This window comes from Vibrio sp. YIC-376, from assembly GCF_052353105.1.
Taxonomy (GTDB): domain Bacteria; phylum Pseudomonadota; class Gammaproteobacteria; order Enterobacterales; family Vibrionaceae; genus Vibrio.
In genome coordinates, this window is sequence record NZ_JBBWFK010000016.1 from 1 (window position 1) to 26,271 (window position 26,271).

Sequence of the window (26,271 nt, forward strand, 5' to 3'; positions counted from 1 at the left end):
CTGTCTCTTGATCACAAGTCCTGTTCAAGAGACAGAGCGAGTTCGTAGCCTTCAAGGATGGCTTGTAGTTTTAGCCATCCTTCCCAGAGCGTTTTAACTGACGCTCTTCCATTTCTTTTACTGTCTTTCCAACCGCCAAGTCGTGCGAGATGTTCATAAGCCCATTTTGCAGTTGGTATTTCCTCTGGAAGTCGCGTCTTTATTCTTTTCACCCAAAGTAACTTCCAGGCTCTTGGGGACAAGATTTTTTCACAACTAATATCTTCAACTTGCTCATTGGCAAATTTCAACTGGAAGATCCTTACGGCTAAAAAAGCATAAATGGTCGCTAATCTATCTAAGTTATCTTTACTCTGTACTCGAAGCTCTTCAACTCCGGTCCCTTCACTTTTCCAGACCTTGTGATATTCCTCAATGAGCCAACGCTTCTCGTAGTAGGAGATGATTTTTAACGCCTCTTCCGCACTGTTTACGGGTTCATTCGTCAGAATGTGCCAGTTCAGTTTCTTGTCTTCATCTCCGGCCTCAGAGCAACCCACATAATTCAGGGAAATAGATTCACCTGTTTTATTCGAGGGGGGCGTCAATGTCACCGCCGCATATTTCACATCCAGTATGACTTCACGAGATTTACGACCACCTCTTTGAGCTATCTGGATTTGTCGTTGTTTAACACTTTTAAGTTCAGAGGCAAATTGATAAAGCTTATCTGGCCCTTCTTCTATGTGGCGACTCATCATTGACCGCACAACAAAACGTTGCTGGTTTGCCATTTTATAAATGAGATAGTCGTAGATGTCAGCTTCACGATCGCAAACCGATATCACGTTGGTCATGGCATCTCCTAAACGAGCTGCCATATTACGAGAAGCTCTTTCCCACTTATAACCTTCTTTTTCTTCATAAGGTCGCTTGAGGTGCTGGGAACGGATACCGCGAGTCTTGATGTCTCTCGTCCATCTCTGTTGTTCAATCAGACCAACAACGTCAAGAGTTTCAGGAGCAAACAACAAAATACTATGAGCAAGCAGACCACGATAACGGTTACCTTGGTTCACATGCCCTAAATCAGCTCGAATAGAGCGATGCTTGTAGCTTAAGGTGGTTGTATCTTCTATAGCGAGAAGGAGGGGGTAATGGTGAACTTGATTAGCTGTTGCATTAAAACCGGCTTCGGCAATATCGCCTGACGAAACATTATCGTTGCGAATAAATCGATAAGCTCCTTCCATGCTTGCTGGTGAGGGGGATGATTTTACTACCGATTTACCTGGATGTTGCGCTAAGTCTGAAGCCATTTTTACGAGTCTAGCCGTTCTTCTTGGGTCTCCCAGTTTAGCATGCCCAAATTGTTCTTCAGCCCAATCATTATTGCTTTTTATCATCTCAGGAATCCTCAACTAAGTCCGTTAAAGATCTGATCGTGGAGCAAGAATTTAGTTCAAAAAAAATCCCTCACATCATGTGAGGGACTTCTGTATAAAAGACAGCCGACTCAGGTGGCTTTATTTTTTGAATACTTATTCACAAACAAAAGAATATTTTAAAAAATCAAAAATATTTAAAAATGTTAATTCGCGACAGAATGTTATTAAGTGATAATTATATTGATTAATAATAAATGCCTAAAATAGGCTTCTATTGTATGGAAAGACTCGCTATCTTTATCTTTATGGCGCCATTTATATAAGAAGTTACTTAATAGTCTTGACGTAAAGTAAACGTACGGTTACTTTTCAAACACGATATATGTTTGCAACATCGTCTATTTACTCAAAACCATCATAACCATAAATAAGCCATTGCTAGCACCTTTTGTTCTAGCTCAATAAAAGAATAATATCCCAAAATGAACAGAATGAAAAAGATACTCGTTTTAAGCTTGCTGCTTTTTGCGCCATTTATTTCCGCAAATAACGTTACTTTTAGCAGCCCTACACAGGTTACGATTACCCTGAAGTTAGAAGACATTCAATCTTTGCCTGAAACAACTTACAGTGCCGACTTGCCATGGGATAAAGGTATGGCTGAATTTACTGGCGTAAAGCTCAGCACACTGCTGACTCACGTATATGGTGACGTCCCAGAGCAAATCGATATCAGTGGCTTAAACAATTACCACGCTCCAGTCACTCGCCAAGACATCCTTCGTTACCAACCGATACTGGCCTATAAAAAAGACAAACATTACATAAAAATCAGGGATAAAGGCCCATATTGGGTAATATACCCGCTGAACCTGTATCCAGAGCTGAACCGTACGCAATATCATGCTCAAATGGTATGGCAAGTTAATGAGTTTAAATTAGTTAAAGAATAATGAAGTTATCTGAAGCTAACCCGATGAAAACCAAAAAGTGGCAAAATTCCACAATAAGTAAACTACTATTGTTGGTTTTCGCGGTCTCTTTATTGCTTGCTAACGTCATGCTACTCCAACAAACCCGCACATTAGCGCAGAATTTCACGAATGAGCAGAAGCAGGCTACATGGTTTTTGTTTCAGCTTTCTAAGGAGCTCTCTGAACTGGTTAGTGAAGCACGCCGACTAGATGAAAACGTCTTAAATATTGACGGGGCTGAGCTGCAATATGAACTCGCCTGGAGTCGATTTGATCTACTTATCAATAGTGATGACGCTTACGCTTTCTTCTCTCGCAACAATATCCAGCAATATTTTGTCGAGTTATTTGAACATTTCAAAGAGTTAGAGCCTCTTCTTGTTGAAGCCAAAACGGGCAATAGTCAGGCTGCTGGCCAGTTTTATCGTTTAACCCAAACACTGTACTTAGATCTGGTTGATTTCGTGAACCAAAATTTCCGTCTCACCAGCAAAGTCTATGAAGCACAAAAAGGTGAAACACAACGACTCGTGCAAGCGCAGTACACGCTGTTTGCTACGTTTGTTCTTTCCGCGCTGTCTCTGATTTACTTCTTTTATCGTGAATCTCGTTTTCATAGAAAACTGGCGCTCAGCGATCCACTAACACGACTAGGCAACCGAAATGCGCTATTTGTGACACTAAGAAAAAACACTCTCAATAGAGTCCCTTTTTCACTGTGTATCCTCGATTTAAACGGGTTTAAAGAGATTAATGATACTCATGGACATCTGGCGGGCGACAAAGTTTTACGCACTGTAGCCGATAGACTGATGACGATGGAGATTAACTGCTTTTCTGCATATCGTATGGGCGGTGACGAATTTGCAATCGTAGTTCAAGGCAAAAACATCAGTGACGAAGATATAAAATGTCATATCAATGCTATATTCGATACGCCAGTGTTAAAAAACAATAACGCCGCCTCACTCTCCACCAGTATCGGAATAGCGCAGTATCCAACGGATAGCAACAATGTGGATTTTCTTATCAACATCGCCGATAAGCGCATGTACAAAATGAAATTTCAACGCTAAGCCGCGCTTATATAGAATAAAAAAGCAAAGCCCCGCACTTACATTGCGGGGCTTTGCTTTACATTAGAAAACAATCAAATCCGCCCTACTCGATGACTAGTCAGAAATCAGTTTCTTCAGCACGGTTAGCACGCCGGCCTCTTGATTACTTGGTGCCGAGAAACGAGCGATTTTCTTAATCTCTTCATGAGCGTTTGCGACCGCATAAGAGTGCTCACTCACCTGCAGCATTTCCAGATCATTCAGATAGTCGCCAAATGTCATGGTCTCAGCGGGTGTAAAGTTCATAATTTGTTGAAGATGCTGAATAGCCGCACCTTTTGACGCTTGTGCATTCATTATATCTAACCAAATTTTGGCGCTCACCACGACTTTATGCGATTCACCAAACTGGGTATCCATGCTCGGGAACACCAGTTCTTCCGAACCTTCAAAGTGACAGATCGCGACTTTAATGAACTCGTCCTCAACCTCAAGCAAATCGACAACGCTTTCACAGCGATGGTAGTACTTTTGAAATTCTTCCAGCGATTTTTGATCTTCCGTTTCGATGTATGCCGAGCGCTTACCACACAGAACAATATTCGCGCCGTCAATTGTACGAGCCACTTTGATGATCTCAGCGACTTCTGCTTTAGGAATCGTACAGCTATAAAGCTCTTTGTTATTGTGTATGACCAAAGTGCCGTTCTCAGCTACATACAGAATACGGTCTTGAATCGGGGCAAAAGTGTCACGCAAGCTATAATACTGGCGACCAGAAGCTGCCGAAAACAAAATGCCTTTTTCTTCTAATCGTAAAAACAGATCAAAAAATTCAGGATCTAACCGACCGTACTGATCGAGTAAAGTGCCGTCCATATCGGAGGCGATAAATTTAATGCTGGCTAGTGACATGACATGAAACTCTAACTGGTGTAGAAAAACTTGGTTACCTTTAAGGTACAGGATCTTGAGTGAATCTCAAGTCGAGTTGCTTTATGCTTTAACAAGCAGACTTTTGAACTACCAAGGGTGTCGCTTAAAGTAGTTCTCACTATGATCGATAAACGCTCTGACTGCTGGAGATAAATGTTTACGAGATGAGTACAGCGCATAAATGTTCAGTTGGCTCGGTTTCCAGTCCGGTAGCACAAGTTCAAGCTGACCTGAGTTCACATACTTTGTCGTTAAATACGTTGGCAGTAAAGCAACCCCCATCCCATGTAGAGTGCCATGCAGCAATGCAGTCGCTTCATTACACGTTAACCGACAATGAATGCTGACCGATTCAAACCGCTCTTCTTGGGATAAATGCCAAACGCGTCGCTCAAAGTTTTTATAGCCTAGACAATCATGGTCAGTTAAATCTCTTGGGTGGGATATCAGCTTGTGCTTGGTAAGATAATCTGGTGATGCCACCAGCACCGATTCACATACTGCAATAGGCTTTCCAATCAGTGAAGGATCTGGATTAGACGCAATTCTGATCGCCAGATCAACACGTTGTTCAGTAAGGTCACTGACCGTATCTTGCAAGTCCATGTCGATATGAACTTTAGGGTGCATCTGCATAAAGCTGTTTACAGCAGGAATCAACTGAGAAAATCCAAAAGATGTACTTGAAGCAAGTCGGATATTGCCCGTCAACTCACCATCAGATGCAATGTTTGACGTCATTGAGTCTGCCAGTTTCAGCCAACGTTCAATTTGCGGCACACTGCGTTCTCCGGCGCTCGTGAGGGAGACTTTACGAGTCGTGCGATGCAACAGTCGGGTCTGAAGCCAGTTTTCCATCGCTTCTACATAGCGCGTCACCATGGGTCTGGACATATCCAGACGCTCAGCCGTCGCTGTAAAACTACCGGAATACACCACATCAATAAAAACTTTAGCCGCCGTTACTTTATCCATACATTTGCTCGAAATAAGAAACAGTGATGCACATTATTGTGTATTTTTTCGATCGTATCAATTTCATAACATCGACTCTGATTCCAAACTAAACTGACTTACTTAGTGATTACATTCTTGAGGAGAAATATCATGGTAACCATTCACTACTTTTACGACCCTATGTGTGGTTGGTGCTATGGCGCATCACAACTGATCGAGCCAATGGTAGAGTCTCCACAATTTAACGTCGTGTTTCACCCTGGTGGTATGCTAAACAGACAAATGATTGGATCTGAATTTCGCCAGCATATTATTAGCAGTGATGAGCGTATCGCCGCAGAGACTGGCGCGGTATTTGGCCATGCATATATGCAACGCGTAAAGCAAGATAATGATTTTCTTCTCGATTCCTATTTGCCTACACAAGCCATCTTAATCGCCGAAAAACAGGGACGAAATCCTTGGGTGATGCTTAAAGCAATTCAGTATTCACATTACCAGTCCGGACTAAAAGTAAATGAATCGTCGACACTTAAATCCATTGCTGAAACACTCGAACTGGACGTCGTTGACTGGGATAATCAGGTGCAGCAAACGCAAGAAGCATTAACGAATGAGATACGCGTCAGCCAACAGTTAATGAACCAGCTTCGCGTTGGCGGTTTCCCAACATTAATTGCGGAAAAAAATGGGAATTACCTGCGGTTACCTCACTCGGCTTATTACGGTAAACCAGAGCAATGGCAAAACGTATTGCAACAATTGTTATAAGCCTTACGTGAAGTTATCTCTAATCTGGTACTGAAAGAGCGATGACCAAGTTCGATATCAACATGGTAATCCTGAGTCAAACATGTACAATCCTCGCTCGATTTTTTACTCGCGCGGATACACACCATGCACTCGCCTGAACCTTGTTTTACTCGTTTTACTGCTGATATTTCTGGTTATGAGTTACCAGAGCAGTTTACGTTTCCGTTCTATTACACGCCGCATCCCCTTTGCGTACTCGCTGCTGAACAATTACAACAGCACTTAATCACGCAAACTGACTTTGACCATGACTTCGGTTTTGATGGCGATCAAGCAGGACGCGGTAAAATGTTCGGAGTACTGTTGGTGCAGAATTTACAAGGCGAGCTTGGTTATCTAAGTGCTTTCTCGGGCAAAATCGCTGATCAAAACTTGCTGCCGGAGTTTGTTCCTCCAGTGTACGATATGCTGACAGACGAAGGCTTTTTTCGCGCAGAAACCGACGCCATCAATGCCGTCAATGCCGAGTACAAACAACTTGCAGAAAACCCAGAGATCTCAGCTCTAAAAGCAGAGATTCAAGCTTATCGCTCGGCGTATCAGCAAGAAGAGCAAGCACATCGCCAATTGATGATAGAAGGTCGCGCCAAACGCAAACAGCAGAGACAACAAGGCGAACAAACGCTGAGTCCCGGTGAACTAAATCGCTTATTAGACGATTTGGGTAAGCAAAGTGTGACGGAGAAAAACACACTCAAATATCTCAAGATGGCGTGGGATGATAAATTGGCTGTGAAAGAGCAACGTTTAACCGCTCTGAAGCTCCAATTGTCGGAGCTTAAAGAGCACCGTAGAACGCTATCTAATGCCCTGCAACACAAACTACACAGGCAATATCGCTTTCTCAATATTCTGGGTAAAGAGTGCGATTTAGTAGACATATTCGCCGAGACCACCAATCCTGTGCCACCAGCCGGTGCCGGGGAATGTGCGGCACCAAAACTGCTCCAATACGCATTTAAACACGGCTTTAAGCCGCTGGCTCTTGCGGAGTTCTGGTGGGGTGAATCGCCAAAGTCCGAAGTGCGCCAGCATAAAAAGTTCTACCCATCATGCAACAGCAAATGCCAGCCAATCTTGGGGCACATGCTGCAAGGTATGAACGTCGAGCCAAACCCACTTGCTGAAAACTGGGCAGAAGACAAAGAGCTGGAAATTCTATTTCAGGACGAAGCCATGGTGGTGGTCAATAAACCATCTGGTTTGCTATCCGTTCCGGGTAAAACCATCAAAGATTCGGCATACACAAGGCTTCAGGCTATATTCCCTGATGCTGAGGGACCTTTTGTTATTCATCGCTTAGACATGGCGACATCAGGTATTTTGGTCTTTGCGTTAACCAAACGCGCCAACAAGAGCTTACAGAAACAGTTCATTACACGTGGCGTACAAAAGCGCTACATGGCGCTGTTGGAAGGTGAGATTAATGGGCCTGAAGGTGAAATATCTTTGCCATTGCGTGGCGACCCCGAGGATCGTCCACGTCAATTGGTCTGCTTTGAACATGGTAAAGCTGCTGAGACATACTGGCAGTTGATTGAAGTGAAAAACGAACGTAGCAAGGTGTACATGTATCCAAAAACTGGGCGAACACACCAACTGCGTGTCCACAGTGCTCATCACCTAGGTTTGAACATGCCAATGGTCGGTGATGGCCTGTATGGCGAGAAGGCGAATCGCTTGCACCTGCATGCTGAAATGCTGGAGCTGGACCATCCTTACAGCAAAGAACGGATGAGCTTCCATGCAGACTGTGAGTTTTAAGCCAGACAATCCAGTATATAGATAACAAAAAGGCACTGATTTCAGTGCCTTTTTACATTTAGATGAACCCGAAGATTCCCGACGACGCTCTTTCGCCTCTATAGAGAATGTCTCACTGAACTAACTTACTTTAAACTTAGTCCACACTTGTGAGCGCCAGCGTCTCGCCATGATGATGCCACGAACCCATTCATCTAAAGCAATTGCCATCCAGGCACCGATTACGCCGTAGCCCATGTGAATACCAAGAACGTAAGAGAACAACACGCCTAAGCCCCACATGCTCACAATCCCCATTTGTACCGGGAACTTGATGTCACCTGCACCTTTTAAGCCAGCAATGAAGATCAGGTTAAATACACGTCCAGCTTCCAACAGGATCGAGCCCAGAACTAGTGAGCCCGCTAGAGCGAGTATTTCTGACTGGTCAGTAAACAAGCGCAGAATTTCTTCCCTATAAACGTAGATGGCGGCCGTCGCAACAGTAGAAGACACAAAGCCAACCAAGAAGTAAATCTGAATACGTTTAAGAATGCTGGTCACCCAGCCCTTACCGATGTAATACCCCGTTTGAATCTGCGCAGCTTGTCCAATCGCCAGTGCAAACGCAAAAGAGAAACGTGCAATATTCTGAGCATAAGTAAATGCCGCCAACGATGCCGTCCCCATTTGCACCACAAAATAGACGATACAGATTTGTGCAACGTTGTAAGACAACACTTCACCAGCATTCATACCGCCGATTTTTAGAATTTTTTTGTAAATCTCAGCAGGTACTTGCTTCATGGTCGACATAGGTAGCTCAATGCTACTTCGCGCCAAAATTACCACGAGCATCAAAGTGCCGATAATTTGGCTTACGACCGTAGCAACCGCCACGCCCTCGACACCATAGACAGGCAAACCGAATGGCTGATACAAAGCAATGTAGTTACCGATGATATTGAAAATGCCACTAATCAGGTTGACAAACATAGGCGAGCGCGAATAACCATGACTACGCAGGATGGTGGTTAGCACAATACCAATCGTTACGTTGAACGTCATCGCACCGCTGATCAACAGATAATTTCGCGCGTACTGTTCCACCAGCCCCTCAAGGCCATAATAAGGTAAAAAAACAATCGCTCCGATAACCGCTATCACGCTAAGTAAAACGCCAATGATTACGGACAGCACAACACTGGCAACGCCAACATAGACTGAATCTTTTTCTCGACCAGCACCGTTATATTGAGCAATTAATATACCCGTTCCGCTACTGACAAACGTTGAGACAATGATGAGAAAAAATGTCAATTGGGTGATTACCCCAACCGCAGATACGGCTTGGTCAGAGTAACCACTCAGCATGAACACGTCACTGGTTCCTAAAGCCGTCCGTAGCAAAATTTCCACAAGTATCGGCCAAGCTAATGTCACAATAGACATACGTTGGTTGATGTTTTGGTCTTTAGGCATTGGTGCACCTTCACACAATTAAAAACTGCCTCACAAAAATATGTGAGGCAGTTTAAAGAAAAATTCATTAGATCTTGAATCTAATCAAGAATTGAGGTTGTGAGCGAATTCTATGCGTTTACAGGTCACAACAGCAACAAAATTTAGTCGAACTAAAGGAAATAAATCTCAGAACAACCAAACTCATTAACAATATTTATAAATTGACGATTGAGATGGAATCCAATCAATAGGAAGAAAGGTAAATCAGACAGAGTGATGAGATGGCATTAATCATTCATATAAAAATAGAGTACCAGCGCTTGTGTATCTTGATCTCGACGACTTCAACTGCAATTACGGCCATGACGTCGGTGCTCAAGTGCTAAAGACATTTACATCTCAATTGAAAATCAATATGCGTATTTTGAATACTGTGTTCAGGCAGATAGATTTAGCGTCCAGCCACGCCCATAGTGGATATCACTCAGGCGAATTCGGAATCTGTCATTTAGGCGAACATATACATTAACCATAAACCAATAACTAACATAACCAACAACCAGAGCACTTGGCTTGTTCGGCTAAGCTTATCTTGTTGTGGTGTAACCATTGGTTTGCAATCTTGCTGCCTCAACTTTTCCAGCCGAACTTTTTCTAACGCACTTTTATAAAAGTCGCGCCTTTTTTGTGCCGCATTCGCAACCGCTGTAAAACGGTGTCTTTGCTCAGTGGTGAAATCAGCGGCCTCGTAGCGAGGAGGGAGATCGGTGTGCTTACGTTGTACTGACATCACTTCCTCCTTGGGTTGATGAGTACACGTAATGATTATATACCCTGTACGATGCTCTTATGCTGTTCTAGGTAAAATTTCGGAGTTTATCACTAGCGAAACTACGACAGGCATCGTATCTCTGAGGGGATCCAGGAACTTAGTTTGAAATGGACAAACTCTTAGCTGACTACATAAATAAAAACCACCCGAAGGTGGCTTTCATTCACTGTTCATATTCGTGCTTATAGATATTCACACAAGTAAGCAGTCGCGTCTTTCACTTGTAACTCAAACGAGGAATTACCTTCTACGTCAAACGACTCACCACTGCTGAACGTTGTCCAGTCAGCTTCGCCCACACGTTTCACTAGAAGAGCACCTTTCACAACGGTCATACGCTCTGGAGCTTGAGTGCCAAACGTGTATTCTCCAGGAAGCATCACACCGACACTTAATTCCTGTTCGTTTTGACTAAAACCTAGTGACTTTACGCCGCCTGCAAAATAGCTGTTTTCCTTGATACTCATTATCAGTTCCCTCATTAAAAATCTGCTCTGTTTTACCCTGTTTTTCTTCACGACTCAAGCCTATAAATCGCTAAGAATAAACATTGTTGATAAATAGATTCGTAGCCCGGCATCTCAACGGACACGGGATGTCGCAGAATTTGATTATTTACTGCGCATAAACCGCCTATCTGTTTCTCGGGCTATCATCTGTCTCCACAATTGCGCACAGCAGTATTGAGTGAACATTTCAATCGTGGCTAAGGTGAGTCACCTGACTTCACTAACAACACTCATCCATACTAATTTATTAATAAACACATAATTAGATTCTCGTCGCATTTAAACGCCTCAACGACTGCGTAAACAATAAAATTCAATCCTGCAGAATATTTCTATATTATTGACTCAATGTGGCATTTCACGTGCAACAAGGTGCGCATTTTATTTAACTTCTCTCAAGTGACTCGAAAACCGTTTTAATTTTTTTTGACGAAAAAAAACTCTCTGAAATGCTAAATGGGATGCTTTTGCACATGGCCCCAATCCTTGATGCGAGAGCAGATTATGTTTGTGATAGAACATGAATCCAAGGATTGAGAGAGAAGTTATGATTCGATTTAACCTATGTGCAGCTGGGGTTGCCTTAGCACTATCAGGAGCGACTGTCGCGGCTCCGACAACACCAAGTATTGATCTATATGGTTCCAATAACCTTCAGTTTTCTAAAATTGAACTGGCTATGGAAACCACATCCGGTTACCACAGCATGGTTAAGTACCATGACCAAGCGAAAATTACCTTAAAGTTCAACCAATGGAGTGGTTCGACTGGCAACACTTACAACATCTATTTTGACGGTATCAAAGTAGCAACAGGCTCGATTACAGGTAGCCAAACTACTGCCCAATTCGATTACGCTCAGGGCGGTTTGTATCAAATGGAAATTGAAGCGTGTGACGAAACTGGCTGTGCGAAAAGTGCTCCAGCAGAAATTACCATTGCTGATACCGATGGCTCTCACTTAAAACCGCTTACGATGAATGTTGATCCAAACAACAAATCTTACAGTACCGATCCAAGCGTGGTCATGGGTAGTTACTTTGTTGAATGGGGTATTTACGGTCGTAACTACACGGTCGATAACATTCCAGCTGACAACTTGACCCACATCCTTTACGGCTTTATCCCAATTTGTGGTCCGAATGAATCAGTAAAATCTGTCGGTGGGAACAGCTTCAATGCGCTGCAAACAGCCTGTAATGGCGTACCTGATTATGAAGTGGTTATTCATGACCCTTGGGCGGCATACCAAAAGAGTTTCCCTCAGGCAGGTCATGAATACAGCACGCCTATCAAGGGTAACTACGCAATGCTGATGGCATTGAAACAGCGTAACCCAGATCTAAAAATCATCCCTTCGATCGGTGGCTGGACCCTATCTGACCCATTTTTCGATTTCGTCGACAAAGCAAATCGCGATACTTTCGTTGCTTCCGTTAAGAACTTCCTGAAAACATGGAAATTCTATGATGGTGTCGACATAGACTGGGAATTCCCTGGTGGCGGCGGTGCTGCTGCAGATAGAGGCGACCCAGTGAACGATGGTCCTACTTACGTTGCTCTAATGCGCGAACTGCGTGCAATGCTGGATGAGTTAGAAGCGGAAACCGGCCGTACTTACGAACTGACTTCAGCCATCGGTGTAGGTTACGACAAGATCGAAGATGTTAATTACGCAGATGCCGTTCAGTACATGAACTACATTTTCGCGATGACCTATGACTTCTACGGCGGCTGGAACAACGTACCTGGTCACCAAACTGCACTTTACTGTGGTTCGTTCATGCGCCCTGGCCAATGTGACGGAAGCGGCGTAGACGAAAACGGTGAACAATTCAAAGGCCCAGCATACACGGCAGACAACGGTATCCAACTTCTTCTTGCACAAGGTGTGCCTGCGAATAAGCTCGTGGTTGGTACTGCCATGTACGGCCGAGGTTGGGAAGGTGTGACACCAGCCACCCTTACCGATCCAAATGACCCGATGACGGGTACTGCGACAGGCAAACTAAAAGGCAGTACAGCGCAAGGCGTTTGGGAAGCGGGCGTGATTGATTACAAAGGCATCAAATCATTCATGCTAGGTGCTAATGGCACTGGTATCAACGGCTTTGAATACGGCTACGATGATCTGGCAGAGGCACCGTGGGTGTGGAACCGTTCAACGGGTGAACTGATCACTTTTGACGACCACCGCTCTGTATTAGCAAAAGGTAACTATGCTAAGACACTTGGGCTTGCAGGTCTGTTCTCTTGGGAAATTGACGCTGATAATGGCGATATCTTAAATGCAATGCACGAAGGTATGTCTGGTGCTGTTATTGAACAGCCAAACCGCACTCCAACAGCAGTTGCTGGCACAGACCAATCTGTAACAGGGCCTGCAACCGTAGCACTGGATGGCAGTCAATCAACCGACTCTGACGGTACGATCGCAAGCTACGTTTGGGAACAAGTCTCTGGTACCGCGGTAACCCTTAGCGGAGCAAACAGCGTGAATGCAAGCTTCGATGTTGCTGAAGTAGCCAAAGAAGAACAATTGACGTTCAAACTCACGGTAACGGATAACGAAGGTGCGACAGCTACTGATCTTGTTGTCGTCACCGTAAAACCAGCTGGCGTTATCGAACCGGAGAATACTGCACCAGTAGTTCAGGTCACCGCTCCCGCTACAGCAAACGCAGGTGACGTTGTCGTTATCGATGCATCAGCGTCAAACGATGCAGACAACGATACACTAACCTTCAACTGGAACTTACCTCAAGGTCTCAATGCGACTGTAAGCGGCGCGAAAGTGACCTTTACTGCAGCTGAGTACTCTCAAGATACAAGCTTAAGCTTCTCTGTCAGTGTCAGTGATGGTCAGGCAACTTCTACAGCAAGTGTGACGGTCGTTGTTGCTCAGCACACGACAGATATTCCGGGAACTTGCGACAACGCTTGGGATGCCAGTGCAGTCTACACAGGTGGCAACCAAGTCACTCACGCTGGTAGCACTTGGGAAGCCAAATGGTGGACGCAAGGCGATGATCCAACTAAATCGGGTCAATGGGGCGTTTGGAAAGAAGTAGGTACCGCGAACTGTAACTAAACATCCCACCTATCAACTCACGCACCTCATCTGCTTGAGGTTAAGAAGGACAGCTTCGTCTGTCCTTCTTTTTTCTTTAACTCTGGAAAATAGGCTATTCGCTGAGTGAAATTAAACGATCAAAGCTTTGGAACACTTGCTCACATTTCATTACTCGACCGTGACCTTGTCCCTGAGTTGTGACCAATTCAACTCGGTCGATATCGTCAGCCGCTTGCGCAGAAATACTGTGTTTGGTGAACTTGTCTTGTTCATCATGAACAATAATCGTCACCGACTCCCGCTCAGAAAGACGTTTTAACGGATCAATGGACTGCAACGGGTAGCCAAACTGAGCTTCCACCTCTGATACCACCGCCTTGAACAGTTTCATGGAATAGCCCGAGCGAGCAATACTGCTGAACAAATTTTCGACATAGTTAAGTACGGGAGCGATAAGCAACAACGGCTTGTTCTCCAGTTTGCTGTGTCGGCATTCAAGCGCTGAAGCTGTTCCCATGCTGTGTCCTATCACGCCAGCAATCTCGTCAACTGAATCCAACACATCTTCCAGACCGCGAATAAAACCCGGAATGTGTCCATACTGCCCTTCGCTTTCGCCGTGTGCAGGATGATCATAAGCCAGTGCTGTAAAACCTTTTGCTGCAATGTGCTCCATTAAAGGAAAAAACTGGCTCGCCGTACCTGACCAACCGTGAGTCAGAATCCAGATAGGCCCCGTGCCTAACGAATAAGTTTTAATGACTCCGGCAAAGCCGTGGATTTCCCTTTTTACTAGACCTGTTGGCTCGGCGTTTTTAGGCTTAGTTCGCACTGGGGTAAGAAGCAGCTGTCTTGCCGTTTTTTTGGCATGTGATGGTGCCAGTGTGTGGTGCAGACGGGTACTGATATTGACCAGACTACGTTTAACGCTAAAACGCTGCGAGGTGTTAAAGTAAATTTTATCGCTCATGATCTTTTCCTTTTTTATCAGCATTCACAAAAATAGAACGGTCGTGCTTTTTATGCTGATAATAAAGAGCGAACACAGTCGCTCTTTATTAATATTTTAATGTTCTCAGCTACTCAAATAAGAATAACTAACTCTTCCACCGAGCAAACAAGTTATCGATACCTTGCCAGAACAATCGCTGGCTCTCGGACTCACCTTTTATCGAGTAAAACACATGTGCGCTTAGGTATTGTCCATATAAATCAAACGTCGCTTGATTCGTGTCTAACTCGTTTGAAAACTCCCGGTTTTGTTTACCTTTTGCAATTTGTATTTCTAAATAGTTCAGCCAGGAGTTAATCGACTTTCTCAATCCAGCTTGCAGCGGGCAATCATCCGCCGCAGTATCGTTCCACGCGTCAAGAAACATGCAACTTCCCTGAAAAGAGTGATTCCAAGTCATCCAGGAATCTAATAACCCGCGAATTTTACGTTCGATGTTATCGTCTCCCAACTCGCGTACAGGAGAAATCACCCGCGATGTGAACACCTGATTCGCGAACTCCAGTACTGACAACTGCAAGTTCAACTTGGAGTTAAAATGGGCAAACAGACCACTTTTTGACATTCCACACTGCTTCGCCAGCTCACCAATGGTAAGGCTATCTAACCCGTCTTCACTGGCAATCTCAAACGCTCTCTGCAGAATAAACTCTTTAGTTACTTTTCCTTTTTTCATAGCAATATTTTTAGCACGATCGTTCTTTTATGCAAGATTTAGTGTTCTGGTCTAACCAATTATCGACAAAAGCAAGTATCTGGCGAGTTGAATTGAACTGAGTAATGAATAGCGCAATAAGAAGTTTGAACTGGCTCCTAATTTGAGAAATTACTTATTACCAACCAACCAGGACTTGATTTCTTTACGCATAAAGTCAATCACCAACTGCTACTTTCACATACCCAGATACTTTCAAGAAGGTTGACTTGAAAGAAGGTCTTGGCTTGCAGTAAAGACAACCCGTTGAATTCATATCTTGAAGTCCTTTGGGTACAGATAGGAATAACCGTTTAATTTTTTAGGTAAGCAACTTATGGCGACAGACAATAGAATAGCCAGTTTAGAATTTGCCCGAGTTATCGCTATGCTTGCGATCGTGGGTCTTCACTGCCAAATGGCTCTCACTTATTGGCAATGGGATGACGTGCCTTGGGTAGGTTATATAATCAATCAACTGGCGCGATTTGCCGTCCCTCTATTTTTCCTCATATCAGGTTATTTGATTCAACCAAAACTGAGCACTAGTCCAACCAAAACACTTACAAATTATGCCAAACCCTTATTGAGGATCTGGGTCATATGGAGTGTGATTTGCTTAGTGGTACCATTTCAATGGCAAATGGTCTCAGAAGCAGGTTACTTAGCCGAGCGACAAGGCTATTGGGATTACCTGATGTTATCCCCTGTAAACTCTCTGCTAGAGGGAGGACTGGTACATTTATGGTTCCTTCCTGCACTCGTTATAGCCGTGGCACTGATCGCTTTTTTGGTAAGGCTCAGAATGTCTCAACTACTACTACCCATCGCATTATTACTTTACGCGTATGGCGTTTTAGCGGGAAGCTATGCCACATTAACTGACCTCCCATCTCCCTTTTTCACTCGCAACGGCCCTTTCTTCAGCACATTATTGGTGTTGCTGGGCTATCTAATCAGGGAGAAAGCATGGCGTTGCTCTCGTAATAACACCATGTTACTGATGATACTCGGTATGGGACTGCATTTTGGCGAGGCGTATTGGTTGATGCAGCACAACGTTGCGTTTAACAGTCATGATTTCTTGTTTGGTACCGTAATCTGGTCACTAGCGATTTTCATGTGGCTATTGGTTCATCCAAATTTCGGCAACATACCTTGGCTGTTCAAATGCTCATCAAGCATCTTAGGCATCTATGTCGCGCATCTGCTTGTCATGATCATGGTTATGAATGTGGCTGGTTATTTTGAGCTGCAGAACTTAGTCAAAGATATCTTTATCTATTCAACTACGCTCATCGCTACCTTGCTGTTAGTGAAAGGGATTGAAGCATCTCCACTGAGGAAACTATTACTCCGCTAAATCGGTTAAGCTCCAATCATAGCTTGCTCTAACACTTTAAGGTGAGAGCAAGCTAATCAAAAGTGAGAGAGAACTCTCACTGACCAAAATTTGGCACTCTAATCCCCTGGAATTTGCCATTACTCACAAAAAACATCGTTCATTTAATTTAGATTGGCCTGACATTACACATTGCTCATTAACGGAGGCTGTATGTGGGCACCTCAAGGACTTACTCCTTTTTTAGAAATAAGCCATTGGTTAACTTACGGTTTGTATGCAGCTGCAATTATATGTGGCGTGGCGGGGATTGTGTCACTAAAGAAATAGTGGCACAGCTTATACGTCAGCACCTATCGTTAATTCGAGCTTTCTCACAACTAACCCCTTAATTTATGGCTAATATTTCTCCAACAAGACAAGGGAGAAATGTCTATGCCAACCTATCTAATCGTGGCTTTCTGCTGTTTGTTATTCCCCGGCTACAGCTTTGCTGCAGCAACCAGTGATCTCAATCTCGTCAATACGGCCGTCGGCTATAGCGCGCTCATTCTTTTTACCATCGCTTATGCTCTGGTTATGCTGGAAGAGTATTTGAAGATGAGAAAATCGAAGCCAGTGTTGCTCGCCGCTGGTTTAATTTGGATTCTGATTGGATACACGTTTTCTCAGCACAATCAACCTGATGTTGCTAAGGCAGCTCTGGAGCACAACCTGCTGGAATATGCGGAGTTGTTGCTGTTTCTGTTAGTTGCGATGACCTATATTAACGCGATGGAAGAACGCAGGCTCTTTGATGCTCTGCAAGCGTGGATGGTGGGAAAAGGTTTCTGTTTTAAAAAGTTATTTTGGCTGACTGGCTTTCTCGCATTCATCATTTCTCCCGTAGCAGACAACTTAACTACCGCGCTATTGATGTGCGCTGTCGTGATGAAAGTTTCTGGTGATAATCCAAAATTCGTTAATCTTGCCTGTATCAATATCGTTATAGCGGCCAACGCAGGCGGAGCATTCAGCCCTTTTGGTGATATCACGACGCTAATGGTTTGGCAGGCAGGACATGTCCGATTCTCAGAGTTCATACCACTATTTGTTCCATCTTTGATTAACTATTTGGTTCCAGCGTTCTTTATGTCGCGTTTTGTACCAAGTACCAAACCCAATACTTTGCACGAAGAGGTAGAACTCAAACGCGGGGCAAAACGTATTGTACTGTTATTTATTCTGACCATTGCCACTGCGGTCTCTTTCCATGCGGTACTGCACTTCCCGCCTGTGGTGGGGATGATGATGGGCTTAGCCTACTTACAATTTTTTGGCTACTTCTTACGCCAAACACTCAAACAGTCTTTAGCTAAGAAAACAGCTATCGCGATTGCCAATGGAGATGAACAAGCGTTAAAGCGTATTGGCTCTGTGGTCCCATTTGACGTATTCAACCGTATATCCAGAGCGGAATGGGATACCTTGCTTTTCTTCTACGGCGTAGTGATGTGTGTCGGAGGCTTAAGCTTGCTCGGATATTTGGATCTGGCTTCTAACGCGATGTACACAGAATGGAATCCACTTTGGGCCAACGTGGTGGTCGGGCTACTTTCCGCGATAGTGGATAACATTCCGGTAATGTTTGCGGTATTAACGATGGAACCTAGTATGTCTGTCGGTAACTGGCTATTAGTCTCTCTTACCGCTGGTGTTGGTGGTAGCTTACTCTCGATTGGCTCAGCTGCGGGCGTCGCACTGATGGGCGCAGCACGTGGTCAATACACTTTCTTTGGCCACTTGAAGTGGACACCTGTGATTGCCCTTGGTTATGCCTCCAGCATCGCTGCGCACGTATGGATAAATAGTAGCTTGTTTAACTAGGGTTATACCAATCACAGTAAGTAAGTGATCAGAAATAGCGTAGGAAAAATGCATGAGAACAAGGCAGAATTTTTCGGTAAGTAGTTATTCTACAAAAAAATTGTAACGCAGTTATCGAGTATTTTAACAAGCTAGAATGACCAGTTATTTACTACGATTGGTATTATCTATCTGATGGATGGTTTACACCATCCATCACTTCAATATCACCCAATTCATAGGGGTTAACACCTTCCAGACACCCCACGTTATACCCGTACTCATTCGGGTTTGAACGACGTTGATGATGGGTATAGATACCACATTCACTGCAGAAATAGTGCTTAGCTGTATGTGTGTTAAATTGATAAAGCTTGAGTTTTTCTTCTCCTTTAACAATTCGAACACCATTTAGAGCTACTGAGGCTGCGATCGCACCACGACGACGGCACATCGAGCAGTCACATCGCCTTGGTTTTTCGATACCGTTTGGCAGCGTAAGTTCTATTACCACTCCTCCACAATGGCAGGACAGTGTGTGCACTGATTTGATTTCAGTATCTCCAACTCGTTTGATCATCACATTTCCTTTTGACGTTTTTGCTCAACTTTACAACGTGTACATTATGTTAAACACATTAACACAAGCTTAATCTTTGTTGAAAACTCGACATTGGTCACTTTTAAAGACATTTTATGCGCAAATAACCCCGGCACGCTGGGTTCAACGTGAATGACTTGGAAATCACTCGCAAATCAAAGGCGCAGTTTTCCTTAACCAATAGTCAGTGGCAACGCTCTGAATCCTGCCCAAAATGCCGTCAGGTTATATTAAACGATTTTTGGACCACCATTTTGGTGACCGTTTCCCCTAGTCCAGATAACCCATTGTCTGGGAGGGTTTAAACCAAGGAAAAAATTTTATGGATAAAGATCATAGCTTTAGAGAGAACCTCTTGGCTCTGACGCTAGGTAGTGCGTTGGTGTCGCTGGGGGTGATTGTTTTCAGCAAAGTTGGGCTACTGACAGGCGGTACTGCTGGTCTGGCTATTTTCCTCACCAAGGTGAGTGATTATAGTTTTGGTCAAATCTTTTTTGTTCTCAATCTTCCATTTTATATCCTGTCTATCACTCGCATGGGTTGGCGTTTTTCAATTAACACCTTTATTGCAGTCACCATTGTCTCTTTCGCGGTAGACCATCTGCACCATGTGATTGAGATTTCCAGAATAGATCCAATGTACGCATCCCTGTTGGGAGGTGGTTTGATTGGTATGGGAATGCTGGTCATTTTCCGCCACAAAATGAGCTTAGGGGGCTTCAATATTCTGGCACTGTTTTTACAGGAACGTTTTGGAATCCGCGCAGGTAAAGTTCAAATGGCGTTGGATTGTTCTATCGTTGCAATGTCATTATTTGTTGTTGATATCTACCTTATTGCTCTTTCAGTGTTGGGAGCGATTACCATCAACCTGATTCTGGCAATGAACCACAAGCCTGGTCGTTACCAACCTAAACCACAGGAAGCGTAAAACCGTTTTTTGAATCAGCACATCAATTACATCAAGCCCCGAGACAATGTCCCGGGGCTTTTTTATAACTCATTCAATTCCCTTGAATGTCATTGGGTAATTAGGAGGTTAGTTCACTAAAGTGGTTTGCCTTGTTCTAAAGCCAATAAACGTTGCTTGCGCTCTATTCCACCGGCATAACCTGTCAGTTTACCGCTTTTACCAATAACGCGATGACAGGGTACAACGATAGAAATGGGATTTTTTCCATTAGCCATACCGACTGCTCGAGCAGCTTTAGGGCTACCTATCGCATCAGCAAGATCCTGATAGCTCCATGTTTCCCCATACGGAATGGTTGTTAGAGCATTCCAAACCTGATTTTGAAACTCTGTTCCTGTCGCCGCTAACGGCAGCTCAAATTCATTTCTTATTCCAGAGAAATACTCTCCAAGCTGTATCTCCGTCTGGGTCAAAATTGGATGATGATCGTCGCGCACTCCAAGATCATCCGGTTTCGTTGTACAGGTTTCAAACCAGATCCCCAAAAGTCCATCAGAGTTTGCTTGAATAGTCACCATGCCTAGAGGGCTTGGCATTTCGGTGTAGATCGTTTTCATGATTGATTCCATAAATGAAAAGTCGCATAACTTCCCCATGGTGAAGCCGTATGACTATTAAGTGATGGGTAACGCTGCACGGCTTTTTTTACCACTAAATCGTTATGCAGAAAGCAGTCGGGTTGCGACTCTCCGCGAAGATGAGCATAGCTTACCGTCCAAGGGCCAATGCCTTTTATCTTGAGCCACTGATGCGGTTCTGCCGCCGGATTTTGCACCATAAATTGCGCAAAAGTAACCAGTGTATCTTTTCGACTTTGAGGCATTCGCAAAAAGCTCACATCCGTATTCGCTATGTCACTTGGTTCTGGAAAGTAACGAGTCTCTCCCTCTCCAGTGAGTTTATCGACTAACAAATTGAGCTGTCCAATCGCCGCTTTAACTGAAACTTGCTGTCCTAATATCGCTCGCACTCCCGCTTCCCATGTGCTCCATACTCCCGGAATACGAATCCCTTTCTGGTTAACAATCCCAGGAGCAACATAGTTTAAGTGACGTTCGACCGTGCAGATATCAGCATCAAGATCGAACATACGGCGAACACCAGTGACAAGATTCTGGAGTTTAGATACATCTTCAATTTCAAATTCGAGTTCTAAGTTATTTTCACCTTTGGTCGCTTTAAACCACGCACTACTCCCGTTAATACAAACTGCACGTGAGTAACTTTTTTCCGTTACGATTTCCAAACCCTCTATCGCTCTCAAACGATAAAAATCCAGCATATGTCGCCAGTTTAAATCGCCACGATAAGGCAGCGAAATGTGGTTAGTTTCGGATTTATCAAATTCTCTTCGTCTTACTTGAGATGGTGTCAACTTGAGTACCTTTTGAAAAGCATCATTAAAACGACGTGTACTGTTAAAACCAGCAGCAAAGCCTACCTCCGTTACGGACATAGAACTCGAGTGCAGCAACTGTTTAGCAAACATCAACTGCTGATATTGAGCGTATCGTTTTGGAGACATACCCAAATACTGTTCGAACAGCATTCTCAAATATCGATCTGAAATCCCGATGCGCTCAGCGAGTTCGCAAACTGAATGATGATGCAGTTCCCCTTTATCAATCATTGTAATAGCACGCTGAAATGTGGTTTCCACACCTTTCCACGCCCAAGAGCCTGGTGCGCTATCTGGCCGGCAACGTAAACAAGGACGATAACCTGCCTTTATCGCCTGAGTCTTATCAGTAAAGTACTCAACATTTTCTTCTTTAGGCAAAGTGGCCGGACAAATTGGTCGACAGAAAATTCCCGTTGTTTTCACAGCGATATAGAACCGACCATCAAAACGACTATCACGAGACATACGCGCCTTCTGGCACTGTTCAAACGTCAATGAAGTATAAGGATGTATTAACATGATGCAGTCCTTGCTTGCACAGTCTTACTGAGCAGTAGTATGCTCAGTTCGCTATATCTTCATTATAGAAAGCGGCTTAAAAGAAGATTAGCCATTTTCGGAACTCAATATTGAGATTTGTTGGCATTAGTGTATTTCTCCACTAAAGTTAACTCCAGAACATCACAACAACGTCGGCTAGAAGGGAATTGGCATGGACTTACATACTTGCGTAATTGTGCTTAGAAACCAAAAGGTTATTACGAGTAAATCCGTTGATCACTCGATAGGATTAATTGAGCGAGATTCAAATAACGAGATTTCAGAAATTCAAATCAACACGACAGACGGAGTAAACATCCGAACCTATCACTACAATAATGTAGAGGAGTCGCTGGAGAGTTTGATGAATCTTTAACTCTTGTTTCCGAACAAGCCTTCCTCCCTGATTTTTTGAGATCAATAGAGCACCGACCCCTGTGCTCTATTTTTTTGTGTAAGTTACTATCACCTAACCCCACGACTCCTGCCCTTCTTTTTTGTCTCCGGAAGATTCGAAAAAAGTGACCTAGTTAGGTTAAATAATCCATTTTCATACACGTTTAAACTTAAATTAAAATAATCAATACTTTGATTTAAAATAATAAAATCACATCATTCGAATTTATTGAACTAGAACATCAAGTATCCCCGATTTCTTACCTCGTTTACTGAGCTTAAACTGTTATTAACAGCAAGGGGATAAACAATACCCTACTCATTAAAACATCGTATGGGACAGAATTATGAAAGCACTACTACAAAAAATCACCACATCAAAAGCAGGCTACAGCACGCTAGCACTACGCATTCCTTTCGGCATTATTTTCATGGCTCATGGCTCGCAAAAACTATTTGGCTGGTTCGGCGGTTATGGCTTGGAAGGTACTGGTCAATGGATGGCATCAATTGGACTTGAACCTGGCGTATTGATGGCGTTTCTAGCGGGTAGCGGAGAGTTCTTCGGCGGTTTATTTATTCTGCTTGGTCTACTGACTCGACCAGCGGCTACGGTCCTGTCTTTCGCAATGCTTGTCGCCATTTTCTCAGTTCACTTTGAAAACGGCTTGTTCTTGGCGAATAACGGATACGAATTCGGATTGGCGTTGTTGGCAGCAAGTGCCTCACTGATTTTGTCTGGTTCTGGCAAAATTGCTCTCGATAACTTATTGAACAAAAAGCTTTCTTAATCTAACAAGCTGAGGATACGTTGATGATCACTGTAAGACACGCTCAGGACAGAGGCCGAGCGAACTTTGGTTGGCTAGACAGCAAACACACCTTTTCTTTTGGCAGTTATTACGATCCAAAACATATGGGTTTCTCTGAGCTGCGTGTGATCAATGATGACATCGTTTCACCTGACGCTGGCTTTGATACTCACGGCCACCGTGATATGGAGATCATCAGCTACGTACTAGAAGGCGTGATCGCTCATAAAGACAGTGAGGGCAACGTGAAAACATTGCCAGCTGGAGAGTTTCAGCTCATGTCTGCAGGTAAAGGCATTTACCACAGCGAGTATAACGCTTCAGCCACGGATTCACTGCGCTTTTTGCAGATTTGGATTCAGCCAAACACGTTTGGTAATCAACCGGGCTATCAGCAAAAAGATTTTGGCCGTAATCCCGGGTTAACAGCAATCGCAACGCCCAACGGTGAACATGGCACGCTGCAAATCAAGCAGGATATGCGTTTATATCAGCTAGTTTTGGAGCCCAATAGCGAACTGGTTTTCGATGTGAGTCCAGACAGAAACGTTTATGTCCATCAGGTAAAAGGCGAGCTGCATGCCGACAGTTCTGTACTCGTTGAAGGAGATGGGGCGAAAATAGAGAAGCAAACTATGGTGACTTTTTGCAACAGCACGAATGAACTAGCGGTAGCCTTGATATTCGATTTGCCATAACTATCTATTTACCATAAATACGAAAATGCCCTGACAATTTAAATTGTCAGGGCATTTTGCGCTGGAGTGAATAACACCAATCGTGAGTTACTCTTCAGACTTTCCAGACCCAATTTGCTGCAGGCTATAAGCAGTGAGGGGGTCGACGCCCTTTACAATCTCTTCAACCTGTTTAATGGCATCTACAGACGAACTGGCTTTACGATAACTCAAATAAATAGGACGGTACCAGTCTTCCACGCCAGATACCTTGTAGAGCTGTCCACTCGCAATAAATGGCTCTACTAGAGAAACGGGTAAGTAGGCAGCCCCACCTTTCTCTAAAATGAAATCCAAAGCAATACGGGCAGTGGAAGTTCGTAAGTATGGTGCCGAGATCTTAGGGTGCCGCTCTGTGTGCTCCGAGGCAAAACGGGTTCCCCAATCCACATAAACGTATTTATTATCAAATACCGTATCTAGCGAATCTGGCTCGGTTGATACCAGCACCAGAACAACATCGGCAACTTTTTTGCAGTTAAGCTCATCGGCTTTAATCTGATCGAAAGCAAATGCCATGTCCAGTGTACGTTCCAACAGACTACGGCTGAGCATTTCGCGCCCCATGACTTCGGCCATAAAGCCGTAGCCACCAAAAGAGTCTGTTACAACGCTTAAACAATTCTGTAGATAAGCATCCCAAATATTAGGGGTACCACCTAGAGTAAGCTGCAGTCCTTTCCCATCTTCAAGCGACAATTCCAGCTTCGCTTGTTGTAATGTGGTAACCATCACCTCGGCATAACTAATCAAACGCTCACCAGCCGAAGTCAACTTAATGTTATTTCGATCACGAATAAACAATTGAGTATCGAAATAACTTTCCAGTTGCTTGATGCGAGCACTTACTGCGGCTTGGGTAATATACAAATTCTCTGCTGCACGTCCGAAGTGACGAACCCTTGCCAGCTCTAAAAATGTTCGAAAGACCTTTACATCCATAAACCATCTCCTGGTTGATTTCAAACCAGATTAACAACTAATTAAAATCATGACGATAAAAAAAATTTGTTTTTCTTTTGTTAGCTTTGCGCCTAATTTTCGCCTTAGTTCACTACATTAATCAATAACGGTTACAGAGGCTGTTGACATGTCTGACACTGAATTCCGTCATGGCAAAAAACGATTTTACGACAACGTAAAATTCCCACGCGGATTTGCAAAGTCTGGTGATTTTACTCTTGCAGAAGAGGAAATCCTAACAATTTATGGGGATACAATGCTTGGCCTAGAGTCAGGAGAGTTGACACCAGAAAACAGCGAAGAGAAACACTTCGTTAAGGTGTTAGAACACCCAGGCAAAGCAAAATCAAAAATCGAGCGTACTTGGTTAAAGTACACCCAACTTGCTCGTGGTCGCAAGCGCTTCCATACGCTAAACGGACGCAACAAGCCTGAAGCATCGGAAGACTTCGCGGAAGAAAGTTTGGTTGAAGACGATTAATTAACAAATAACTAAGCGTCAAATCTCGAACAGGCGTTTATTTGGCGATGTCAGATAGACGTTTAAGAAGATTTCTTCTCCTAAAGCCCAAGGGTGGCGTTCTCCCGAGGGCTTTTTTAATACCTCAAAATGTGCTGATTTATTTAGCAAGCATCGCAATCTTCTTCAAGAAACTCTCTTTCAAGTGCTCCTGGTCGTATTCAAGATGATAGGTGTTATGAAAACCGACCTTTAACTCAACGCCATTGCCTCTCAAAAATACGTTATAACCGTCATAATCAGAAAACGCTTCTACCCCTTCGTAGATCTTACCAAACTCGGTTGGCGTGCCGTTATTCATTACATTCTCATATGCCGATAACACTTTGCTTGCATCCAATTCATTTTTCATAGCGAATTCCTCTCCACTACACACGCCTTAATTATGGATAAGGAATATGCAGCGTGCCATATCCAAGGTTATCTGAAATCAAAATATCGCCACGTCTTAAAAATTATCTTGCTAAAGACGAGCAACATAAGTTGATAGGAAGTGATTCAAAACTTAATTTCAGATATGAAATTTACATATAGAGCGTCTAATATATGAAGACCAATAGAGCTCTAAAAGAGATTTCAAAGACTCAAAACGCACCAAAATCGTTGCTTAAAGCAACATTGGCTAAAGAAAAAGCAAATTTTTGACCTAAAACAATAGCAGTTCCAGATAACTTATTTTATAATGCGAATTAATGTTTCAGAACATCT

At 43.6% G+C, this 26,271-nt stretch carries 26 protein-coding genes; 13 read left to right on the forward strand and 13 right to left on the reverse strand.

The features are described 5' to 3' along the window. Positions 1-11 precede the first annotated feature (11 nt). Complete coding sequence (locus WJM94_RS21000) at positions 12-1,385, reverse strand: IS4 family transposase (protein WP_444495679.1); 1,374 nt, start codon at positions 1,383-1,385, stop codon at positions 12-14. Positions 1,386-1,858: 473 nt separating this feature from the next. Between WJM94_RS21000 and WJM94_RS21005 the strand changes: the two genes are divergently transcribed. Both WJM94_RS21005 and WJM94_RS21010 read left to right on the forward strand, forming a co-directional pair. Further along, positions 1,859-2,320, forward strand: a complete 462-nt coding sequence (locus WJM94_RS21005; RefSeq protein WP_444496122.1) for an oxidoreductase — start codon at positions 1,859-1,861, stop codon at positions 2,318-2,320. After that, positions 2,320-3,417: a GGDEF domain-containing protein gene (locus WJM94_RS21010; RefSeq protein ID WP_444496123.1), complete on the forward strand. Its 1,098-nt coding sequence runs from the start codon at positions 2,320-2,322 to the stop codon at positions 3,415-3,417. The genes WJM94_RS21005 and WJM94_RS21010 overlap by 1 nt, the downstream gene beginning before the upstream one ends. Before the next feature lie 96 nt (positions 3,418-3,513). Here the strand turns inward: WJM94_RS21010 and WJM94_RS21015 are convergent, their stop codons facing one another. After that, positions 3,514-4,314 carry an HAD family hydrolase gene (locus WJM94_RS21015; protein ID WP_444496124.1) on the reverse strand — a complete coding sequence of 267 codons (801 nt, stop codon included), beginning with the start codon at positions 4,312-4,314 and terminating at the stop codon, positions 3,514-3,516. A 108-nt stretch (positions 4,315-4,422) separates the two neighbouring features. Beyond that, positions 4,423-5,310 (reverse strand): LysR family transcriptional regulator, encoded by an 888-nt coding sequence (locus WJM94_RS21020; RefSeq protein ID WP_444496125.1) that lies wholly within the window; start codon positions 5,308-5,310, stop codon positions 4,423-4,425. Positions 5,311-5,442: 132 nt separating this feature from the next. Between WJM94_RS21020 and WJM94_RS21025 the strand changes: the two genes are divergently transcribed. Both WJM94_RS21025 and WJM94_RS21030 read left to right on the forward strand, forming a co-directional pair. Beyond that, positions 5,443-6,063: a DsbA family protein gene (locus WJM94_RS21025; protein ID WP_444496126.1), complete on the forward strand. Its 621-nt coding sequence runs from the start codon at positions 5,443-5,445 to the stop codon at positions 6,061-6,063. 126 nt (positions 6,064-6,189) lie between these two features. Next, complete coding sequence (locus WJM94_RS21030) at positions 6,190-7,869, forward strand: RluA family pseudouridine synthase (RefSeq protein WP_444496127.1); 1,680 nt, start codon at positions 6,190-6,192, stop codon at positions 7,867-7,869. 120 nt (positions 7,870-7,989) lie between these two features. On the opposite strand, the gene WJM94_RS21035 is transcribed toward WJM94_RS21030, so the two are convergent. Beyond that, a complete protein-coding gene (locus WJM94_RS21035; protein ID WP_444496128.1) occupies positions 7,990-9,330 on the reverse strand; it encodes an MATE family efflux transporter in 1,341 nt (446 codons plus the stop codon). A 268-nt stretch (positions 9,331-9,598) separates the two neighbouring features. Between WJM94_RS21035 and WJM94_RS21040 the strand changes: the two genes are divergently transcribed. Further along, entirely contained in the window at positions 9,599-9,841 is a 243-nt protein-coding gene (locus WJM94_RS21040; protein WP_444496181.1) for a diguanylate cyclase domain-containing protein, read from the forward strand. On the opposite strand, the gene WJM94_RS21045 is transcribed toward WJM94_RS21040, so the two are convergent. Then, positions 9,821-10,102 (reverse strand): hypothetical protein, encoded by a 282-nt coding sequence (locus tag WJM94_RS21045; protein ID WP_444496129.1) that lies wholly within the window; start codon positions 10,100-10,102, stop codon positions 9,821-9,823. The genes WJM94_RS21040 and WJM94_RS21045 overlap by 21 nt on opposite strands. Before the next feature lie 224 nt (positions 10,103-10,326). Continuing rightward, a complete protein-coding gene (gene ppnP / locus WJM94_RS21050; RefSeq protein WP_444496130.1) occupies positions 10,327-10,611 on the reverse strand; it encodes a pyrimidine/purine nucleoside phosphorylase in 285 nt (94 codons plus the stop codon). A gap of 589 nt (positions 10,612-11,200) precedes the next feature. On the opposite strand from ppnP, the gene WJM94_RS21055 reads away from it, so the two are divergent. After that, positions 11,201-13,744, forward strand: a complete 2,544-nt coding sequence (locus WJM94_RS21055; protein WP_444496131.1) for a glycosyl hydrolase family 18 protein — start codon at positions 11,201-11,203, stop codon at positions 13,742-13,744. Between the two features lie 94 nt (positions 13,745-13,838). Here the strand turns inward: WJM94_RS21055 and WJM94_RS21060 are convergent, their stop codons facing one another. Further along, complete coding sequence (locus tag WJM94_RS21060; protein ID WP_444496132.1) at positions 13,839-14,696, reverse strand: alpha/beta hydrolase; 858 nt, start codon at positions 14,694-14,696, stop codon at positions 13,839-13,841. A gap of 127 nt (positions 14,697-14,823) precedes the next feature. Beyond that, the gene (locus tag WJM94_RS21065; RefSeq protein ID WP_444496133.1) at positions 14,824-15,414 is read right to left on the reverse strand and encodes a TetR/AcrR family transcriptional regulator; all 591 of its coding nucleotides are present in this window, start codon (positions 15,412-15,414) and stop codon (positions 14,824-14,826) included. Between the two features lie 355 nt (positions 15,415-15,769). Between WJM94_RS21065 and WJM94_RS21070 the strand changes: the two genes are divergently transcribed. Both WJM94_RS21070 and nhaD read left to right on the forward strand, forming a co-directional pair. Then, entirely contained in the window at positions 15,770-16,795 is a 1,026-nt protein-coding gene (locus WJM94_RS21070) for an acyltransferase (RefSeq protein WP_444496134.1), read from the forward strand. 414 nt (positions 16,796-17,209) lie between these two features. Further along, positions 17,210-18,640 (forward strand): sodium:proton antiporter NhaD, encoded by a 1,431-nt coding sequence (nhaD, locus tag WJM94_RS21075; RefSeq protein WP_444496135.1) that lies wholly within the window; start codon positions 17,210-17,212, stop codon positions 18,638-18,640. A 163-nt stretch (positions 18,641-18,803) separates the two neighbouring features. On the opposite strand, the gene WJM94_RS21080 is transcribed toward nhaD, so the two are convergent. Then, entirely contained in the window at positions 18,804-19,199 is a 396-nt protein-coding gene (locus WJM94_RS21080; protein ID WP_444496136.1) for a GFA family protein, read from the reverse strand. A 343-nt stretch (positions 19,200-19,542) separates the two neighbouring features. On the opposite strand from WJM94_RS21080, the gene WJM94_RS21085 reads away from it, so the two are divergent. Next, positions 19,543-20,151: a YitT family protein gene (locus WJM94_RS21085; protein ID WP_444496137.1), complete on the forward strand. Its 609-nt coding sequence runs from the start codon at positions 19,543-19,545 to the stop codon at positions 20,149-20,151. 116 nt (positions 20,152-20,267) lie between these two features. Here WJM94_RS21085 and WJM94_RS21090 read toward each other — a convergent pair whose 3' ends face one another. Further along, positions 20,268-20,750, reverse strand: a complete 483-nt coding sequence (locus WJM94_RS21090) for a methylated-DNA--[protein]-cysteine S-methyltransferase (protein WP_444496138.1) — start codon at positions 20,748-20,750, stop codon at positions 20,268-20,270. Next, a complete protein-coding gene (locus WJM94_RS21095; protein ID WP_444496139.1) occupies positions 20,747-22,114 on the reverse strand; it encodes an AlkA N-terminal domain-containing protein in 1,368 nt (455 codons plus the stop codon). Before WJM94_RS21095 ends, WJM94_RS21090 begins: the two co-directional genes overlap by 4 nt. 193 nt (positions 22,115-22,307) lie before the next feature. On the opposite strand from WJM94_RS21095, the gene WJM94_RS21100 reads away from it, so the two are divergent. The 3 genes from WJM94_RS21100 to WJM94_RS21110 all read left to right on the forward strand — a co-directional run bounded on the left by WJM94_RS21100 (position 22,308) and on the right by WJM94_RS21110 (position 24,041). Next, positions 22,308-22,511, forward strand: coding sequence for a hypothetical protein (locus WJM94_RS21100; RefSeq protein ID WP_444496140.1), 204 nt, complete (start codon positions 22,308-22,310; stop codon positions 22,509-22,511). 367 nt (positions 22,512-22,878) lie between these two features. Further along, complete coding sequence (locus WJM94_RS21105) at positions 22,879-23,322, forward strand: DoxX family protein (protein WP_444496141.1); 444 nt, start codon at positions 22,879-22,881, stop codon at positions 23,320-23,322. 23 nt (positions 23,323-23,345) lie between these two features. Next, positions 23,346-24,041 (forward strand): pirin family protein, encoded by a 696-nt coding sequence (locus WJM94_RS21110; RefSeq protein WP_444496142.1) that lies wholly within the window; start codon positions 23,346-23,348, stop codon positions 24,039-24,041. Between the two features lie 87 nt (positions 24,042-24,128). Here WJM94_RS21110 and WJM94_RS21115 read toward each other — a convergent pair whose 3' ends face one another. Beyond that, positions 24,129-25,022, reverse strand: a complete 894-nt coding sequence (locus tag WJM94_RS21115) for a LysR family transcriptional regulator (RefSeq protein WP_444496143.1) — start codon at positions 25,020-25,022, stop codon at positions 24,129-24,131. 148 nt (positions 25,023-25,170) lie between these two features. Between WJM94_RS21115 and WJM94_RS21120 the strand changes: the two genes are divergently transcribed. Then, entirely contained in the window at positions 25,171-25,524 is a 354-nt protein-coding gene (locus WJM94_RS21120) for a DUF413 domain-containing protein (RefSeq protein WP_444496144.1), read from the forward strand. A gap of 139 nt (positions 25,525-25,663) precedes the next feature. Here WJM94_RS21120 and WJM94_RS21125 read toward each other — a convergent pair whose 3' ends face one another. After that, positions 25,664-25,915, reverse strand: a complete 252-nt coding sequence (locus tag WJM94_RS21125) for a DUF3081 domain-containing protein (RefSeq protein WP_444496145.1) — start codon at positions 25,913-25,915, stop codon at positions 25,664-25,666. Positions 25,916-26,271: the final 356 nt, after the last annotated feature.